The organism is Streptomyces sp. NPDC021020 (assembly GCF_044333285.1).
GTDB lineage: Bacteria > Actinomycetota > Actinomycetes > Streptomycetales > Streptomycetaceae > Actinacidiphila.
Genome location: NZ_JBIRQQ010000002.1, coordinates 341,415 through 358,973 on the forward strand (window position 1 = coordinate 341,415; position 17,559 = coordinate 358,973).

A 17,559-nucleotide genomic window follows, 5' to 3' on the forward strand; every position below is an offset into this window, starting at 1 on the left:
GAACTGCGCGCTCAGCCGCCCACTCGGCGTTGGTCGCGCGGATCGCCGTAAGTGGCACCCCGGGGTGTAAGGGGCGCGGGGAACTGCGCGCTCAGCCGCCCACTCGGCGTTGGTCGCGCGGATCGCCGTAAGTGGCACCCCGGGGTGTAAGGGGCGCGGGGAACTGCGCGCTCAGCCACCCCCTCGGCGTAGGTCACGCGGACCACCGCAGCAGCACCCCCCGGGGTGAAAGCGGCGCGGTCAAGCGCAAGCGGCAGGGCCCGGCCCCCGCGCCGCGGGCACGGCGGGGGGCCCTCCACCCGGGAGGCCGGGCCTCAGGGACGCGGCGTGGCGTCCAGTTGGGTGAAGCGGGCCTCCGCGGAGCGGTATGCGCCGGCTCCTACGCCGAAGGGCTGGCGGAAGGGCTGGTTGAGCTGCGCGGCGAGCACGACCGCGAAGGCCACCGCCGCCCCGGCGAACCCCACCGCCACGAGGTGGCGCGACGCGGCCGTGAGCCCGAGCACCCCCGGAAAGGTCAGCAGGAAGGCCCCGGAGACGACCATCGCCACCCACACCACCCGCGGGATCCCCGCGGTGACCGCGGCGGCGCGGTCGGACCTGGTCTCGTACACCGTCGCCAGCGCCGACTGCGCCGCGGCCTTCGCCGCCTGCTCGTCCGGCCGCGCCGCCGAGGCGCCACGCACCGCCGCCCGCACCTGGTCGAGCGCCTGCCATGTCGCGGGACTGGTCCGCCCGCGGGCGAGCTGCGGGAGTTCGACGTCCCGGACGTCCTCCGTGTACGCCCGCAGCAGCCCGCGCACCGCGCCGCGGTCGGCGGGGTCCAGCCCGCCCGCCGCCCAGTACGTGTCGGTGAGCGCCCGCGCCTCGTCGTACGTACCGGAGCGCGCGTTGCCCAGCGCGGACCAGCTGCCCGCGACCTGGAATCCCGTCAGCAGGATGAACGAGCTGAGCAGCACCGCCCCGATCAGGGACAGGCCGTTGCCGGAGTCGCCGTCGGGCGCGGGCACCCGGCGGCGTCCGAGGAACCATCCGGTGGTGAGGGCGAAGGCCGCGCCGCCGAGCGCGGAGAGGACGAAGAGGAGGTAGTGCGGCATGGCGTTCCCAGGGGTGCGACGGGAGGACGGGCGGCGCGGGCGTCAGCGCCTGCGCCGGGACGTGCGGTAGGGGACGGCCGCGAGCACGGCGGGCAGCAGGACGACCGCCACCGTGAGCAGCCACCAGCGCGCCGCGCCGCCCCCCGTCCCGTGCGGGTACGGCTCGCCGCCGGGCTGCGGGAGGGCGAAAGCGTCCGTGGCGGACGGCGACACGTTGCCGGGACCGGGATCGGGACCGGCACTGGGGCGTACGTGCGGCCGCCCCCGGTCCGGCCCTGGCGCGTACCCGGCGGCCCGGGGCGTCCGGCCGGTGGGCACGGGCGGTGCGGGCGCGGGCGTCGTGGCGGGCGGCGACGTGGCAGGAGGCGGCGGCGGAGGGGACGTCGTGGGCGGCTCCGTGGGCGGCGGGGTGGCGGGCGGCGAGCCCGGCGGCGCCGTAGTCGGTGAAGGACTCCCCGGCCGCGGTTCGCACGGACCGCCCACCCGGACGGTGACCCGCCCGATCGGCAGCAGGACCGCTCCGCCCACCCGCACCAGGACCTCGGTCCGCCCGTCGCGGCCGCACACGACCACGCTCACCCCGCGCGGCCCGTGCGCGGGCGCGGACGCCGAGGCAGGACCCGCGGCCAGCAGGAGCACGGACGCGGCGCCCACAGCGAGCGGCCACCGCGGGCGGTGTACGGCTTTCACGAACATCACGGTAAAAGCTGATATGCCTTCAGGTCCGGGAAATGGGGGAGTATGGCGTGAACCGACCCGCGCGTCAGGGCAGTTCGAACACCCCACCCGCCGGACGCGGCCCCCGAGGGCCGCAGCCCTCGAACACGACCGCCCCCTTTCCGGCCAGCGGCTTCCCGCGGTTCAGCCCCGGAAGCCCGGCGGCCCGGCGGCCACCTGCCCACCGGCGCAACCTCCCGGTCGTCACCGCGACCGTCGGCCCGCACAGCGGAAGCGCACCCCCCGCGCCAAGGTGGGACGTGCAACGCCCCCACGGCGAGTGGGCCGTACGGGTCGGCCCGCGGCGACACCGGGGCGGCGGCCGCGCGGAAGGGTGCCGCCCGCGCCACAGTGGGGCGACGTGACGCCACGTCAGAGGGGCAGCAGCCGCATGAGCAACGTCGTACGCGCCGCACTGGTCCAGGCGGCCTGGACCGGTGACACCGACTCGATGGTCGCCAAGCACGAAGCGCACGCCCGCGACGCCGCCGCGCGAGGCGCGCGGGTCATCGGTTTCCAGGAGCTGTTCAACGCCCCCTACTTCTGCCAGGTGCAGGACGTGGCGCACCACCGCTGGGCGGAGCCCGTGCCGGACGGACCCACCGTCCGGCGGATGCAGGACCTCGCCCGCGAGACGGGCATGGTGATCGTCGTACCGGTCTTCGAGATCGAGCAGCCCGGCGTGTACTACAACACCGCCGCGGTGATCGACGCCGACGGCAGCTACCTCGGCAAGTACCGCAAGCACCACCTGCCGCAACTCCCCGGCTTCTGGGAGAAGTTCTACTTCCGGCCGGGCAATCTCGGCTGGCCGGTCTTCGACACCGCGGTCGGCCGGATCGGCGTCTACATCTGCTACGACCGGCATTTCCCGGAGGGCTGGCGGGCGCTGGGCCTGGCGGGAGCGCGGCTGGTGTTCAACCCGAGCGCCACCAGCCGCGGCCTGTCGTCGTACCTGTGGCAACTGGAGCAGCCCGCCGCGGCGGTGGCCAACGAATACTTCGTCGCGGCGATCAACCGGGTGGGCCGCGAGGAGTACGGCGACGACGACTTCTACGGCACCAGCTACTTCGCCGACCCGCGCGGCCAACTCGTGGGCGACCCGGCGTCCGCGACGGACGAGGAACTCCTCGTCCGGGACCTGGACTTCGGCGTGCTGGAAGAGGTCCGCACCCAGTGGGCCTTCTACCGCGACCGGCGCCCGGACGCGTACGGCACCCTGACGGGGGCGTGACGGCGTGATCACCGGGACCGCGAGCCCGCACGAGGCCCTGTACGCCCGGCACCGCGCGGTGCTGCCCGACTGGCTGGCGACGTACTACGAGCGGCCGATCGAGCTGACGCACGGCGAGGGCCGCCATGTGTGGGACGCCGAGGGCAACCGCTACCTGGACTTCTTCGGCGGCATCCTCACCACCATGACCGCCCACGCGCTGCCCGAGGTCACCGCGGCGGTCGCGGCGCAGGCCGGGCGGCTGCTGCACTCCTCGACGCTCTACCTGAGCAGCCAGGCCGTGGAGCTCGCCGAGCGGATCGCGCGGCTGTCCGGCATCCCCGACGCCCGGGTGTTCTTCACCACCTCCGGCACCGAGGCCAACGACACCGCGCTGCTGCTGGCCACCGCCTACCGCGGCTCCAACCAGGTCCTGGCGCTGCGCAACGGCTACCACGGCCGCTCCTTCAGCGCGGTCGGCGTGACCGGCAATTCCGCCTGGTCGCCGACGAGCCTGTCCCCGCTGCAGACGCTGTACGTGCACGGCGGGGTACGCGGCCGCGGCCCGTACGCCCACCTGGCGGACCCCGAGTTCGTGATGGCCTGCGTGGCGGACCTGGAGGACGTGCTCGGGCAGGCGGGCGGCCGGGTCGCCGCGCTCATCGCCGAACCCGTGCAGGGCGTCGGCGGGTTCACGATGCCGCCGGACGGGCTGCTGGCCGCCTTCAAGCAGGTGCTGGACCGGCACGGCATCCTGTGGATCACCGACGAGGTCCAGACCGGCTGGGGCCGTACCGGCGACCACTTCTGGGGCTGGCAGGCGCACGCGGCGGCCGGGCCGCCGGACATCCTCACCTTCGCCAAGGGCGTCGGCAACGGCATGTCGATGGGCGGCGTCGTGGCCCGCGCGGAGGTCATGAACTGCCTGTCCGCCAACTCCATCTCGACCTTCGGCGGCAGCCCGGTCACCGCCGCCGCGGCGCTGGCCAACCTCGACCACCTCGTCGGCCACGACCTCCAGGGCAACGCCCGCCGGGTCGGCGGCCTGCTGCGGGCCAGGATCGAGGCCGCCGCCGCGCGGCTGGACGTGGTGCGCGAGGTGCGCGGGCGCGGCCTGATGCTCGGCGTGGAGATGGTCGTGCCCGGCACCGACCGCCCCTCGGCGCAGGCCGCGGGAGTGGTCCTGGAGGCCGCGCGGGAGATCGGCCTGCTGGTCGGCAAGGGCGGCAGGGCGGGCAACGTGCTGCGGATCGCGCCGCCGCTGTCGCTGACCGTCGCCGAGGCCGAGGAGGGCGCGGACATCCTGGAGGCGGCGCTCGCCGCGGCCCGGGAGGACTACGCGGCCCGGGTCGCGCTGTGACGCCGCGGACCCTGATCCGCGGCGGCCTCGTCGTCACCGCCGCGGAGGAGGTGCACGCCGACGTGCTGATCGAGGCGGGCCGGATCGCCGCCCTCGCCGCGCACGGCAGCGCCGCCGCCGCGTCCTTCACCGCCGACACCGTGATCGACGCGACGGGCCGCTACGTCGTGCCCGGCGGGGTGGACGCGCACACCCACATGGAGATGCCCTTCGGCGGCACCACCGCGTCCGACACCTTCGAGACCGGCACCAGGGCCGCCGCGTGGGGCGGCACCACGACGATCGTCGACTTCGCGATCCAGAGCGTCGGCGGCTCGCTGCGCGCGGGCCTGGACGCGTGGCACGAGAAGGCCGACGGGCGCTGCGCGATCGACTACGGCTTCCACATGATCGTCGCCGACGTCCACGACCGGACGCTGCGCGAGATGGACGCCCTGGTCGAGGAGGGCGTCACCAGCTTCAAGCTCTTCATGGCCTACCCCGGCGTCTTCTACAGCGACGACGGCCGGATCCTGCGCGCCTTCCAGCGGGCCGCGGCCAACGGCGGCCTGCCGATGGTGCACGCCGAGAACGGCATCGCCATCGACGTCCTGGTCCGGCAGGCGCTGGAGGCGGGTCGTACCGACCCGCGTGTGCACGGCGAGGTGCGGCACGCGCTGCTGGAGGCCGAGGCGACGCACCGCGCGATCCAGCTCGCCCGGGTCGCGGGCTCGCCGCTCTACGTCGTGCACGTCTCCGCCGAGCAGGCGCTCGCCGAGCTGACCGCCGCCCGCGACCTGGGACTCCCGGTCTTCGGCGAGACGTGCCCGCAGTATCTCTTCCTGTCGGCGGACAACCTCGCCGAGCCGGACTTCGAGGGCGCCAAGTACGTGTGCAGCACCCCGCTGCGCCCGCGCGAGCACCAGGCGGCGCTGTGGCGGGGCCTGCGCACCGACGACCTCCAGGTGGTGTCCACCGACCACTGCCCGTTCTGCTTCGCGGGGCAGAAGGAGCTGGGCCGCGGCGACTTCTCCCGCATCCCCAACGGCCTGCCGGGCGTGGAGCACCGGATGGACCTGCTGCACCAGGCCGTCGTGGAGGGCAGGCTGAGCCGCCGCCGCTGGATCGACGTCGCGTGCGCCGCGCCCGCCCGGATGTTCGGCCTCCACCCGCGCAAGGGCACGCTCGCGCCCGGTGCGGACGCCGACGTCGTGGTCTACGACCCGCACGCCGAGCAGACCCTCTCGGCGCGCACCCACCACATGAACGTCGACTACAGCGCCTACGAGGGCCGCACCCTCACCGGCCGGGTCGAGACCGTGCTGTCGCGCGGCGTCCCGGTCGTCGACCGCGGCAGGTACGTGGGCCGCGCCGGGCACGGCCAGTACACCCCGCGCGGCCTGTGCCAGTACCTGTGACCCGTGTCCGTGACCGTCACGCACCAGCAAGGAGCGCGGCCCATGCACTTCGGCCTCGTGCTGCAGACCGACCCGCCCGCCTCCGACGTCGTCGCGCTCATGCGGCGCGCCGAGAGCCGGGGTTTCAGCCACGGCTGGACCTTCGACTCCGCCGTGCTGTGGCAGGAGCCGTTCGTCATCCACAGCCGCATCCTGGAGCACACCGAGCGGCTGACCGTCGGCACCATGGTCACCAACCCCACGACCCGCGCCTGGGAGGTGACCGCCTCCACCTTCGCGACCCTCAACTCGATGTACGGCAACCGCACCGTGTGCGGCATCGGCCGCGGCGACTCGGCGGTGCGCGTGGCGGGCCGCCCGCCCGCCACGCTGGCCCGGCTCGGCCGGGCGGTCACCGCGATCCGCGACCTCGCCGAGGGCCGCGAGGCGGTCGTCGACGGCACCGCGCTGCGGCTGCCGTGGGTGCGCGACGGGCGGCTGCCGGTGTGGATGGCGGCCTACGGGCCGAAGGCGCTGGCGATGGCGGGGGAGCTGGCCGACGGCTTCATCCTGCAACTGGCCGACGTCCATCTGACGGCGTGGATGGTCAAGGCGGTGCGCACCGCGGCCGAACGCGCCGGGAGGGACCCGGAGTCGGTCACGGTGTGCGTGGCCGCGCCCGCGTACGTCACCGGGGGGACCGCGCCGGGCGACCTCGCGCACGCCCGCGAGCAGTGCCGCTGGTTCGGCGGCATGGTCGGCAACCACGTCGCCGACCTGGTCGCGCGGTACGGCGCGCACTCCGCCGAGGTGCCGGAGGAGCTGACCGCGTACATCCGGCAGCGGCAGGGCTACGACTACGCGCACCACGGCCGCAGCGGCAACCCCGACACCGCGTTCGTGCCGGACGCGATCGTGGACCGCTTCTGCGTCATCGGCCCCCCGGAGGCGCACCTGGCCCGGATGCGCGCGCTGCGCGGGCTCGGGGTCGACCACTTCGCCCTCTACGCGATGCACGACGCCAAACAGGCCACCGTGGACGCGTACGGCGAGCACGTCATCCCCGCGATGGCGTGACCCTGCCATACGCATCGGGGTAACGAACCACGCGGCCGCGCAGTCTGGTTGGATGGGCCGCATGGGCAACGGAGTCGGTGCGGTGACCGGTGGGGCCGAGGCGGCGGGCAATCCGCCCGCCGTGTGCCGTGACGCCGGAACGGGTGCCCGCGGCCGGACGGCGGTCGGGCCGTGAGGCGGGCCGTGGTCGCGGACGCGGTCGTCGTCGGGGCGGGCCCCAACGGGCTGACCGCCGCCGTCGAGCTGGCCCGCGCGGGCCTGAGCGTGCAGATCTACGAGGCCGCGGACACCGTGGGCGGCGGCGCCAGGACCGAGGAGCTGACGCTGCCCGGCTTCCGGCACGACCCCTGCTCGGCCGTCCACCCCTTCGGGATCGGCTCGCCCGCCTTCCAGGCGCTGCCGCTGGCCCGGCACGGGCTGGAGTGGCTGCACCCGGACATCCCCATGGCGCACCCCTTCCCGGACGGCACCGCCGCCGTCCTCGCGCGGAGCGTCGGGGAGACCGCCGCCTCGCTCGGCCCGCGCGACGCGGGCACGTACCGCAGGCTGATGGCGCCCTACACCGGCCACTGGGAGTCGATCGCCGCGGACTTCTTCCGGCCGCAGTGGTCGGGGATACCGCGCGACCCCTACCGCTTCGTGCGCTTCGGGCTCACCGGCACCCCGCCGCTGTCGCTGCTCGCGCTGCGTTTCCACGACCCGAAGGCGCGCGGGATGCTCGCCGGTCTCGCCGGGCACGCGATCACGAAGCTGAGCCAGCCCTTCACCGGGGCGATGGCGATGATGTTCGCGCTCGCCGGGCACGAGCGCGGCTGGCCCGTCGCGCGCGGCGGCTCGCAGGCGATCTCCGACGCGCTCGCCGGGTATCTGACCGAGCTGGGCGGTGTGATCCGCACCGGTGTGACGGTCCGCAAGCTCGACGAGCTGCCGCCCGCCCGCGCCTACGTCTTCGACACCTCGCCGACCGCGCTGGCCCGGATCGCCGCCCTCGGCGACGCCTACCGGCACTACCGCTACGGCCCCTCCGTCTTCAAGATCGACTACGCCCTCGACGGGCCCGTCCCGTGGACGGCCCCCGAGGCGCGGCGGGCCGGAACGGTGCACGTCGGGCCGACGTACACCGAGATCGGCGACGCCTTGGGCCGCGCGGTCACCGGGCGCCCGCCGCACACCCCGTTCCTGATCACCGCCCAGCCGGGCGTCGCCGACGCCTCGCGCGCGCCCGCGGGCAAGCACGTCTTCTGGGCCTACGGGCACGTGCCCAACGGCTGGCACGGCGACGCGACCGACGCCGTCGAGCGGCAGATCGAGCGCTTCGCCCCGGGCTTCCGCGACCTGGTGCTGGCCCGCGCCGTCACCGGCCCCGCCGGGCTCGCCGCCCGCAACGCCAACTACGTGGGCGGCGACATCGGGTGCGGCGCCTTCTCGGGCTTCCAGACGGTGCTGCGCCCGCGGCTCGCCGCGATCCCGTACGCGACCTCGCGCCCCGGGGTCTTCCTGTGCTCGTCCGCGACCCCGCCGGGGCCCGGCGTGCACGGCATGAGCGGGCACAACGCCGCCCGCGCGGTGCTGCGCCACCTGCGCCGCACGGCCCGGCGCTGAGGCGGCGCGGCCCGGCATGCGCAGGCCGCGGCGGGCAGCGCCCGCCGCGGCCGCGGTGTGTGCGGGGCCGTCAGCCCGCGTACGGCGACTGGCCGGGGGCCTGCTGCGCGGGGTAGCCGGGCTGCGCGCCGTAGCCCGGCTGCACGCCGAACCGCACTTCGGACAGCGCCTTCTTGTAGATGACCTTGGCGAAGTAGCCCGACCCGAAGAAGATGTTCTGCACCACGTACCAGAACTTCTCGGCGCCGGTCATCTGGACCAGGCCGTAGTCGCTGAGGGCCTTCTTGACCGGGACCTTGGCGAAGTAGCCGGCGCCGAAGGCGATGCAGTGCAGGACGTACCAGAAGCTTTCGGCGGACGTGGTCTGGCCGCTGCCGAGCTGCTGGGTCGGGGTCTGGGGCTGGGACATGGTGGAGCCTTTCGCGGTACGCGAGTGAGCGATGGGGACAATGCGGCCCGGGCCGCAAAACACCTGCGGCACACCGCAGTTCACCCGCGCCGACTCGGAAGCTTAGGGGTAAATGTTGCCCTCTGTCGCGGTGGTTCCCGGTTGTGGGCGCCCGGCGCGGAAACTAGTATTACCGGTCGGTAAGTTTACTCTGGAGTAAGGACGGTGGACCGATGGCCGCACTCGACGACCTCGACCTGGAGACCCTGGACTTCGGCACGGTCGAGCCCCGCGACTTCGCGCGGATCGTCAAGGGCCTGCCCACCGCGCGGATCGCCGAGCTGATGGCCGGACGGCAGCGCCGCCGTGTCCTCGACGAGGTCTTCGGGCGGATGCACACCCTCTTCAAGCCCGACGCCGCGGCCGGCCGCGACGCCCTCGTCCGCTGGCGCATCACCGCCGCCGACGGCGGCCCCGACGACGTCTACGAGACCCACATCGGCGGCGGCACCTGCACCGTCACCCCCGAGCGCACCGACCGCGAGCCGCAGCTCAGCCTGGCCATGGCCGCACCGGAATTCCTCAGGCTCGTCTCCGGCAACGCCTCGGGGCCCACCCTCTTCTTCACCCGCAAGCTCAAGCTCAAGGGCGACATCCGGCTGGCCGGCTCGCTCACCTACTTCTTCGACATCCCCAAGGCCTGAGGACCGGCCCGGCGGTCGCGGCACGCCGGGAGGACGGCGGCCAGCATGGCGGCGCCGGTGAGGGCGAAGGCCCAGGGGAAGCCGGTGCCCGCCGCGAGCCACCCGAAGGCGGCCGCGCCCGCGCCCATGCCGGCGTCGTAGGCGACGTTCCACACCGCGCTGACCGTGCCGTAGCCGGAGGCGGGGACACGCGCGTACATGAGCGTCAGCGTCGCGTTCTGCGTCACGCCGAACCCGGCGCCGAACAGCGCCGCCCCGGCGAGGACGGCCACCGCGCTGCCGGTCGCCGCCATGAGCAGCGTCCCGGCGGCGGACAGCAGCAGGCCGGGCAGGACCAGGGAGGCGGGCCCGTGGCGGTCGCCGTACCGCCCCGCCAGCCAGCGGGCCGCGGTGGACGCCGCGGGCTGCGCGAAGAGCGCGAGGGCGACCAGCCCCGGCCGCGACGGCACCGCCAGCGGCAGGAAGGTGACGATGACGCCGGCGGTCGCGGTGGTGGCCGCGAAGACCACCGCGGGCCGCCGCAGCCCGGGCGCGCGCAGCCCCTCCGCCAGACCGACCGGCCGCCCCGCCGTCCGGAGCCGGTCGGGCAGACCCGGCACGGACAGGACCGCGGCGAGCGCCACCACCGCCGCGGCCGTGAAGACGGTCGGGTAGCCCGCGTGCGCGGCCAGCCACACGCCCAGCGGCAGCGCCACCAGCCCGGGCGCCCCGGAGACGACCCCGACCAGCGCCAGCCCCTCGCCCCGGCGTTCCGCCGGGATGAGCGAGGCCGTCAGGGCGCCGCCCGCGACCACGGTGAACGCGAAGCCCAGGCCGCGCAGCAGGCAGACCACGACGATCCACAGCGGCTCGCGGGTCGGGATCAGCGCCAACGCCGGAGCGCCCAGCAGGAACAGCCCGGCGGCCAGCACGACCCGGTAGCCGAAGCGGTTGACCAGCGCCGGGGTGACCAGCTCGCCCGCGACCGTCGCGAGCATCAGCGCCCCGGTCACCAGGCCCGCCGTCCCGCCGCCGCCCTCGCCGTAGCCGGGGACGACCGACAGCAGCAGGTAGAAGCTGGTCGAGGCGCCCAGGATGGACACGAAGCGCAGCAGCAGCGGCCGCGTCACCAGGGGCGGGCGGGGCGCCGGAGCGCGCGGGGTCGAGTCGAGGATGTCGGTCACACGGCGACGCTAGGCGCCCGCTGGACTGCCGGTAAGCTCCGGTTCCATGCCGCTGGAGTGGGCCGGTTCGTCCCCCGAACTACTGCTGGCCGTCGACCGGACCGGCGCGGTGCCGCTGCGCGCCCAGCTCGAACACGGGCTGCGGGACGCGATCAGGACCGGACGGCTGCGGGTCGGCGAACGGCTGCCGTCCTCCCGGGAGCTGGCCCGCACCCTCCGCCTCTCGCGCGGCCTGGTGCAGGAGTGCTACGCCCAACTCCAGGCCGAGGGCTACCTGGTGACCCGCCCCGGCTCCGCGACCCGGGTGGCCGCCGGTACGGCCGGCCCGCCCGCGGCCGCACCGGCGGCGGCCGCGCCCCCGCGCCTGGTGGCCGACTTCCGCGCGGGCGTGCCCGACCTCGCGGCCTTCCCCGTGCAGGACTGGCTCTGGGCCACCCGGGAGGCCGCCCGCGCCCTCCCGGCCGCCGGCCTCGACTACGGCGACCCGCGCGGCAGCGCGGAGCTGCGCGAGGTCCTGGCGGGCTACCTGCGCCGGGTGCGCGCCGCCGCGGCGGAGCCGGAGCACCTGGTCGTCTGCAACGGCTACGCCCAGGGCCTGGGCCTCGCCCTGCGCGTCCTCGCGTGCGCGGGCGTGCGCACCGTGGCCTTCGAGGACCCGGGCTCGCCCGCCACCGTCCGCGCGGCCGCCGCGGCAGCGGGCCTGCACGCCCTTGCCGTGCCGGTCGACGAGCACGGCCTCGACGTGGCGGCGCTGGAGGCCACCGGCGCCCGCGCCGTCGTCGTCACCCCCGCCCACCAGTGGCCCACGGGCGTCGTCCTGGCCCCCGAGCGGCGGCTCGCCCTGGTCGCCTGGGCCCGGCGCCGCGACGCGGTCGTCATCGAGGACGACTACGACGCCGAATTCCGGTACGACCGGGAGCCGGTCGGCGCGCTCCAGGGCCTGGCGCCCGACCGGGTCGTCGCGCTCGGGACGGTCAGCAAGACGCTCGTGCCCGCGCTGCGGATCGGCTGGATGCTGTGCCCGCCCGGCCTCACCGGGCCGCTCACCGAGCTCAAGGACCTCAGCGACCGCGGCACGCCCACCCTCGACCAGCTCGCCCTGGCCCGGCTCATGGCCTCCGGCCGCTTCGACCGCCACCTGCGCCGGATGCGCGTGCGCTACGCCGCGCGCCGCACCGCCCTGCTCGACGCCCTCGCCGCGCACGCGCCCGCCCTCCCGGTGACGGGCCTGGCCGCGGGCTTCCACGCCGTCGCCCTGCTGCCCGCCGGGCGCACCGAGCACGACGTCGTCACGGCGGCCCTGGCCCGCGGAGTCGGCCTCTACGGCGTCGGCACCTGCCGCGCGGACCCCTCGGCAGGACCCGCGCAGATCGTGCTCGGCTACGGCAACGTGGGCGAGCGGGCCATCGCCGAGGGCATCGCCGCGGTCGGCGGCCTGCTCCTCTAGCGGGCGTCGGCCCCCGGGCGGCCGTCGACCAGCTCCACCGGTGCGCCGCCGGTGGCCAGCGCCTCGACCGCCGCGCGGACCGCGCCCGCGGTGTTCGGGGTGAGGTAGCGGTCCACCTCGGCGAGGCCCACCAGATTCCAGGAGTCCAGCTCGCTCTCCTGCAACCGGATCGACGCGATCTGCTCGTCGGACAGCACCCCGCCGTCGAAGAGGAAAGTCACCGACGGCGGGCGCACCGGCCCCGCGGTCGTCCACCCCATCGCCAGCAGCGCGCCCGGCTCCACGTCCAGCCCGATCTCCTCCACCGACTCGCGCCGTGCCGCCTGCCGCGGGGTCTCGTTCTCGTCCGACTCGATCGTGCCGCCCGGGAGCGTCCAGGTCTCGCGGTAGTTGGGCTCGACCAGCAGGACCCGGCCGTCCGCCGAGCGGAAGAGCATGTTGGCCCCGGCGAGGATCCTGGGCAGCCCGGCGATGTACGTCGCGAAGTCGGTCGTCATGCCCCGAATCTACGGCCCGCCGCCCCGCCGCGGCGGGTGGTCGGGGCAGCGGGATAGGGTCCGAGCTGCCGTTGAACCATGATCGGACGGGAGTTGACGAAGGTGGCCGACACCGCACAGAAGTCGCCGGGGCGGGTGCTGATCGCCGCCGACAAGTTCAAGGGCTCGCTCACCGCCGTGCAGGTCGCCGAGCACGTGGCCGCGGGGCTGCGGGCGGCCGTACCCGGCCTCGACGTCGCCGCGCTGCCGGTCGCCGACGGCGGTGACGGCACGGTGGACGCCGCCGTGGCCGCGGGCTTCACCCGGCGCACCGTGACCGTCACCGGGCCGCTCGGCGAGAGCGTCGAGGCGTCGTACGCGCTCCGCGAGGGCACCGCCGTGGTGGAGATGGCCGAGGCCTCCGGGCTGCGCCACCTGCCGCCCGGCGTCTTCGCCCCGCGCACCGCCACCACGTACGGCACCGGCGAGCTGCTGCGAGCCGCGCTGGACGCGGGGGCGCGCAGCATCGTGCTCGGCGTCGGGGGCAGCGCGACCACGGACGGCGGCGCGGGCATGCTCGTCGCGCTCGGCGCCCGGCTGCTGGACGCGGACGGCGCGCCCGTCGCACCCGGCGGCGCCGCGCTCGCCTCCCTCGCCACCGCCGACCTCGGCGGGCTCGACCCGCGGCTGGCCGCCACCACGGTCGTGCTGGCCAGCGACGTCGACAACCCGCTGCTCGGCCCCACCGGCGCGGCCGCCGTCTACGGGCCGCAGAAGGGTGCGGACGCCGACGACGTACGCGCCCTCGACGCGGCGCTCGCGCACTACGCGCAGGTCCTGGGCGCGCCCGACCTCGCCGCCGCGCCCGGCGCGGGGGCCGCGGGCGGCATCGGCTTCGGCGCGCTCCTCGCCCTGCGGGCGGCCTTCCGGCCCGGTATCGACGTCCTGCTCGACGTCCTGGGCTTCGCGGACGCGCTGGAGGGCGCGACCCTCGTCATCACCGGTGAGGGCTCGCTCGACGAGCAGACCCTGCACGGGAAGGCGCCCGTCGGCGTCGCCCGCGCCGCCGCGGCCCGCGGCGTGCCCGTCGCCGCGGTCTGCGGGCGCCTCGCCGTCCCGCCCGCCGCGCTCGCCGCCGCGGGCATCACCGCGGCCTACCCCCTCTCCGCCCTGGAGCCCGACCCGGCCCGCTCCATCGCCGCGGCCGGCCCCCTCCTCGAACGCGTAACCGCGCACCTGGCGCGGGACCTGCTCCTCTGAGTCTGCGCCTGCCGCGCGGGGCAGCGCCCCGTAGGGGCGCGGGGAACTGCGCGAGCAACCACCCACCGGCCGGTGGTCCGGAAAAGACAGCGACTGCCCCTTCGGGCCGGTGACTGCCCGCGCCCCGGTGGGGGCTGAGCGCGCAGTTCCCCGCGCCCCTAACAACGGTCACCGCCCTGCGCAGCAGAAACGCAGAACCCGGCCACGCAGTGTGAAAGCTCACTCTGCGCGGCCGGGCAGGGACTACGGGGTTACCGAAGCGCGGTGGCGCGCGCCTCGCGGCGGTTCGCGCGGATCGTGTTCACCCGGCGCGTCGTCGCGAAGCACGGAATCACCGCCGCGGCGACGCACTGGAGCGCGGCCCCGGTCTGGAGGAGCTGGTGCCCGCCGGGCACGTCCAGCGTCCAGGCGGTGAGGCAGCCCATGCTCACCATCGTCCAGGCGAAGGTGATCAGGGCGAGCCGCCCGCGCGGCTTGGGGTATTCGACGCGGCTCACCATGAGCCACGCCACACCCACGATCGCGCAGATCGTCGGGGCGAAGGGCAGCTCCAGCAGGATCAGGGAGACCACCGTCATCGCCCCGAAGGGGCTGGGCATGCCCTGGAAGACGCCGTCCCGCAGCGTCGTGCAGGAGAAGCGCGCGAGGCGCAGGACGACCGCGAGCACCACGAGGACGGCCGCCGCAGCGGACACCTTGCCGTACGCGTCGTCGGCGACCAGGCCCCACACGACCACGAAGTACGCCGGGGCGAGCCCGAAGCTGATCAGGTCGGAGAGGTTGTCCAGCTCCGCGCCCATCGCCGAGCTGCGCAGCTTGCGCGCCACCAGGCCGTCGCACAGGTCGAAGACGGAGGCCAGCAGCATGAGCGAGACCGCGGTGGCCGCGCTGTGCTTGGACATGCCGCCGTCGCTCGTGCCCATCAGATGCGGGACCAGCACCCCGGTGGTGGTGAAGTAGACCGCCAGGAAGCCGCAGATCGCGTTGCCGAGCGTGAGCGCGTCCGCGATGGACAGCCGGGTGGACAGGGGGAGGTCGTCGACCTCGTCCTGGAGTTCGGTCACCCAGTCGGACTGCGCCGTATCGCCGTCAGTCACGGTCAAGGCGTGTCACCCCAGCCGTGGTGGTCTGCCCGACCTCGACGCCTGCCTCGATGCCCTCGGGGAGGTAGACGTCGACGCGCGAGCCGAAGCGGATGAGCCCGATGCGGTCGCCCTGCTCGACCTTGCAGCCGCGCGGCACGTACGGCACGATCCGGCGCGCGACGGCGCCGGCGATCTGCACCATCTCGATGTCGCCGAGGTCGGTGTCGAAATGCCACACGACCCGCTCGTTGTTCTCGCTCTCCTTGTTGAACGCCGGAACGAACCCGCCGGGGATGTGCTCGACGGAGGAGATCGTGCCGGCCAGCGGAGCGCGGTTGACGTGCACGTTCAGCGGGCTCATGAAGATCGCGACGCGGGTGCGCCCGTCCTTCCACGGCATGATGCTCTGGACCACACCGTCGGCCGGGCTGATCACCCGTCCCTCGGCGATCTCCCTCTCCGGGTCGCGGAAGAACCACAGCATCCCGGCCGCCAGGGCGGTGGCGGGGACTGCCACGGTCGCCCAGCGGCCGGAGTGGCGCGCCTTGACGAGGGAGACCGCCGCGGTGGCGACGGTCGGGAGGAGCCACGGTGATGCTCCACGGGCGAGGCGGACCCGGCCGCGCGGTGCAGGGGAATGGCTGTGGGGCATGGAAGACCTTCGTAGCGGAGGATGCCGCGAATTGCTTCTGGGGACGGCGGCTTTGGTCGATGGTATCGGCTGACACCGGCAACTGGGCAAGCGCGAGGGCGAGTCGATGGCCGGTTCTGGTGGCTCTCCGGCGGCCGAAACCACGGCACAGTGTGATGTTTGCCTCGGGTAAATCCTTCCAAAATTGGACATTTACCCCTGGATTCGATACTCCTCCAGAAGTCGCCGCCCGATGATCATTTTCTGGATCTCGGCGGTCCCCTCGCCGATCAGCAGCATCGGGGCCTCCCGGTACAGCCGCTCGATCTCGTACTCCTTGGAGAAGCCGTAGCCGCCGTGGATGCGGAAGGCGTCCTCGACGACTTCTTTGCAGAACTCCGATGCGAGATATTTGGCCATACCCGCCTCCAGATCGTTCCGCTCGCCGGAATCCTTCTTGCGTGCGGCATTGACCATCATCTGGTGGGCGGCCTCCACTTTGGTGGCCATTTCGGCGAGCTTGAACTGCACGGCCTGGTGCTCGGCGATCTGCTTGCCGAAGGTGTGCCGCTGCTGTGCGTAACCGATGCCCAGCTCGAAGGCACGCTTGGCGACACCGCAGCCACGCGCGGCGACGTTCACCCGGCCCACCTCGACGCCGTCCATCATCTGGTAGAAACCGCGCCCGCTCGTGCCGCCGAGGACCCGGTCGGCGGGGATCCGCACGTCCTGGAGCACCAGCTCGGTGGTGTCGACGCCCTTGTAGCCCATCTTCTCGATCTTGCCCGGCACGGTCAGGCCCGGCACCGTGGCGTTGGGGCCGAAGCCCGGCTCCTTCTCGATCAGGAAGGTGGTCATCGAGCGGTGCGGCGGCGCGTCCGCCGGCTGCCCCTCGTCGGTGCGGCACAGCACCGCGACCAGGTTCGACGAGCCGCCGTTGGTCAGCCACATCTTCTGGCCGTTGATCACGTACGCGTCCCCGTCGCGGACCGCCCTGGTCCGGATCGCGGACACGTCCGAGCCCAGGCCCGGCTCCGACATCGAGAACGCGCCGCGCACCTCGCCCGCCGCCATCCGCGGCAGGAAGTGGTCCTTCTGCTCCTGCGTGCCGTGCTGGCGGATCATGTACGCGACGATGAAGTGCGTGTTGATGATGCCCGACACGCTCATCCAGCCGCGCGCGATCTCCTCCACGACCAGTGCGTAGGTGAGCAGCGACTCACCGAGACCGCCGTACTCCTCGGGGATCATCAGCCCGAAGACGCCGAGTTCCTTGAGGCCCTCGACGATGGCGAGGGGGTACTCGTCGCGGTGCTCCAGCTCGGTGGCGACCGGCAGGATCTCCTTGTCGACGAATTCCCGGACGGTGCCGATGATCTCCCGCTGGATCTCGGTCAGGCCGTCGGTGTGCGCGAGACGGTCGGCCATGTCACTTCCCTTCCGGCTGCGTCGAGGGCTGCTTCACGGGCTGCGGCTGCGGGCGGCCCGGCTGCTCGCCGCCGCGCTGCTCGACGTAGCGGGCGGTCGGCACCATCACCTTGCGGTGGAAGACGCACACCAGGGTGCCGTCCTGGTTGTGGCCGCGCGTCTCGACGCGGACGATGCCGCGGTCGTCCCGGCTCTTGGACGGCCACTTGTCCAGCACCGTCGTCTCGCCGTAGATCGTGTCGCCGTGGAAGGTCGGCGCGACGTGCCGCAGCGACTCGACCTCCAGATTGGCGATCGCCTTGCCCGACACGTCCGGTACGGACATCCCCAGCAGCAGCGAGTAGACGTAATTGCCGACGACCACGTTGCGGCCGAAATCGGTGGTCTTCTCCGCGTAGTTGGCATCCATGTGCAGCGGGTGGTGGTTCATGGTGAGGAGGCAGAAGAGGTGGTCGTCGTATTCGGTGACGGTCTTCCCCGGCCAGTGCCGGTAGACGGCACCGACCTCGAACTCCTCGTAAGTGCGGCCGAACTGCAC

At 74.1% G+C, this 17,559-nt stretch carries 17 protein-coding genes; 8 read left to right on the top strand and 9 right to left on the bottom strand.

Annotated features, from left to right (window positions below):
- Window positions 1–314 precede the first annotated feature (314 nt).
- Window positions 315–1,094 (bottom strand): hypothetical protein, encoded by a 780-nt coding sequence (locus tag ACH4SL_RS05885; protein WP_398442173.1) that lies wholly within the window; start codon window positions 1,092–1,094, stop codon window positions 315–317.
- A 42-nt stretch (window positions 1,095–1,136) separates the two neighbouring features.
- Complete coding sequence (locus ACH4SL_RS05890) at window positions 1,137–1,784, bottom strand: hypothetical protein (protein WP_398442174.1); 648 nt, start codon at window positions 1,782–1,784, stop codon at window positions 1,137–1,139.
- Window positions 1,785–2,202: 418 nt separating this feature from the next.
- On the opposite strand from ACH4SL_RS05890, the gene ACH4SL_RS05895 reads away from it, so the two are divergent.
- The 5 genes from ACH4SL_RS05895 to ACH4SL_RS05915 all read left to right on the top strand — a co-directional run bounded on the left by ACH4SL_RS05895 (window position 2,203) and on the right by ACH4SL_RS05915 (window position 8,439).
- The gene (locus ACH4SL_RS05895; protein ID WP_398442175.1) at window positions 2,203–3,045 is read left to right on the top strand and encodes a nitrilase-related carbon-nitrogen hydrolase; all 843 of its coding nucleotides are present in this window, start codon (window positions 2,203–2,205) and stop codon (window positions 3,043–3,045) included.
- Between the two features lie 4 nt (window positions 3,046–3,049).
- Window positions 3,050–4,384 (top strand): aspartate aminotransferase family protein, encoded by a 1,335-nt coding sequence (locus ACH4SL_RS05900; protein ID WP_398442176.1) that lies wholly within the window; start codon window positions 3,050–3,052, stop codon window positions 4,382–4,384.
- Entirely contained in the window at window positions 4,381–5,781 is a 1,401-nt protein-coding gene (hydA, locus tag ACH4SL_RS05905; RefSeq protein ID WP_398442177.1) for a dihydropyrimidinase, read from the top strand. The genes ACH4SL_RS05900 and hydA overlap by 4 nt, the downstream gene beginning before the upstream one ends.
- A gap of 42 nt (window positions 5,782–5,823) precedes the next feature.
- A complete protein-coding gene (locus tag ACH4SL_RS05910; RefSeq protein WP_398442178.1) occupies window positions 5,824–6,837 on the top strand; it encodes a TIGR03842 family LLM class F420-dependent oxidoreductase in 1,014 nt (337 codons plus the stop codon).
- Window positions 6,838–7,008: 171 nt separating this feature from the next.
- On the top strand, window positions 7,009–8,439 hold the full coding sequence (locus ACH4SL_RS05915) for a phytoene desaturase family protein (protein ID WP_398442179.1): 1,431 nt from the start codon (window positions 7,009–7,011) through the stop codon (window positions 8,437–8,439).
- 70 nt (window positions 8,440–8,509) lie between these two features.
- Here ACH4SL_RS05915 and ACH4SL_RS05920 read toward each other — a convergent pair whose 3' ends face one another.
- Window positions 8,510–8,848, bottom strand: coding sequence for a hypothetical protein (locus ACH4SL_RS05920; protein ID WP_398442180.1), 339 nt, complete (start codon window positions 8,846–8,848; stop codon window positions 8,510–8,512).
- 212 nt (window positions 8,849–9,060) lie between these two features.
- On the opposite strand from ACH4SL_RS05920, the gene ACH4SL_RS05925 reads away from it, so the two are divergent.
- A complete protein-coding gene (locus ACH4SL_RS05925; RefSeq protein ID WP_398442181.1) occupies window positions 9,061–9,531 on the top strand; it encodes an SCP2 sterol-binding domain-containing protein in 471 nt (156 codons plus the stop codon).
- On the opposite strand, the gene ACH4SL_RS05930 is transcribed toward ACH4SL_RS05925, so the two are convergent.
- Window positions 9,504–10,694, bottom strand: coding sequence for an MFS transporter (locus tag ACH4SL_RS05930; RefSeq protein WP_398442182.1), 1,191 nt, complete (start codon window positions 10,692–10,694; stop codon window positions 9,504–9,506). The genes ACH4SL_RS05925 and ACH4SL_RS05930 overlap by 28 nt on opposite strands.
- Window positions 10,695–10,740: 46 nt before the next feature.
- On the opposite strand from ACH4SL_RS05930, the gene ACH4SL_RS05935 reads away from it, so the two are divergent.
- The gene (locus tag ACH4SL_RS05935) at window positions 10,741–12,141 is read left to right on the top strand and encodes a PLP-dependent aminotransferase family protein (protein ID WP_398442183.1); all 1,401 of its coding nucleotides are present in this window, start codon (window positions 10,741–10,743) and stop codon (window positions 12,139–12,141) included.
- On the opposite strand, the gene ACH4SL_RS05940 is transcribed toward ACH4SL_RS05935, so the two are convergent.
- The gene (locus tag ACH4SL_RS05940; protein ID WP_398442184.1) at window positions 12,138–12,638 is read right to left on the bottom strand and encodes an NUDIX domain-containing protein; all 501 of its coding nucleotides are present in this window, start codon (window positions 12,636–12,638) and stop codon (window positions 12,138–12,140) included. The genes ACH4SL_RS05935 and ACH4SL_RS05940 overlap by 4 nt on opposite strands.
- Window positions 12,639–12,716: 78 nt before the next feature.
- On the opposite strand from ACH4SL_RS05940, the gene ACH4SL_RS05945 reads away from it, so the two are divergent.
- Window positions 12,717–13,877, top strand: a complete 1,161-nt coding sequence (locus ACH4SL_RS05945; protein WP_398442185.1) for a glycerate kinase — start codon at window positions 12,717–12,719, stop codon at window positions 13,875–13,877.
- 251 nt (window positions 13,878–14,128) lie between these two features.
- On the opposite strand, the gene pssA is transcribed toward ACH4SL_RS05945, so the two are convergent.
- The 4 genes from pssA to ACH4SL_RS05965 form a co-directional block, all read right to left on the bottom strand.
- Entirely contained in the window at window positions 14,129–14,980 is an 852-nt protein-coding gene (pssA, locus tag ACH4SL_RS05950; RefSeq protein ID WP_398442186.1) for a CDP-diacylglycerol--serine O-phosphatidyltransferase, read from the bottom strand.
- Entirely contained in the window at window positions 14,967–15,614 is a 648-nt protein-coding gene (locus tag ACH4SL_RS05955; RefSeq protein ID WP_398442187.1) for a phosphatidylserine decarboxylase, read from the bottom strand. Before ACH4SL_RS05955 ends, pssA begins: the two co-directional genes overlap by 14 nt.
- Window positions 15,615–15,806: 192 nt before the next feature.
- The gene (locus ACH4SL_RS05960; RefSeq protein ID WP_398442188.1) at window positions 15,807–17,021 is read right to left on the bottom strand and encodes an acyl-CoA dehydrogenase family protein; all 1,215 of its coding nucleotides are present in this window, start codon (window positions 17,019–17,021) and stop codon (window positions 15,807–15,809) included.
- A gap of 1 nt (window position 17,022) precedes the next feature.
- On the bottom strand, window positions 17,023–17,559 hold the full coding sequence (locus ACH4SL_RS05965; RefSeq protein ID WP_398442690.1) for a MaoC family dehydratase: 537 nt from the start codon (window positions 17,557–17,559) through the stop codon (window positions 17,023–17,025).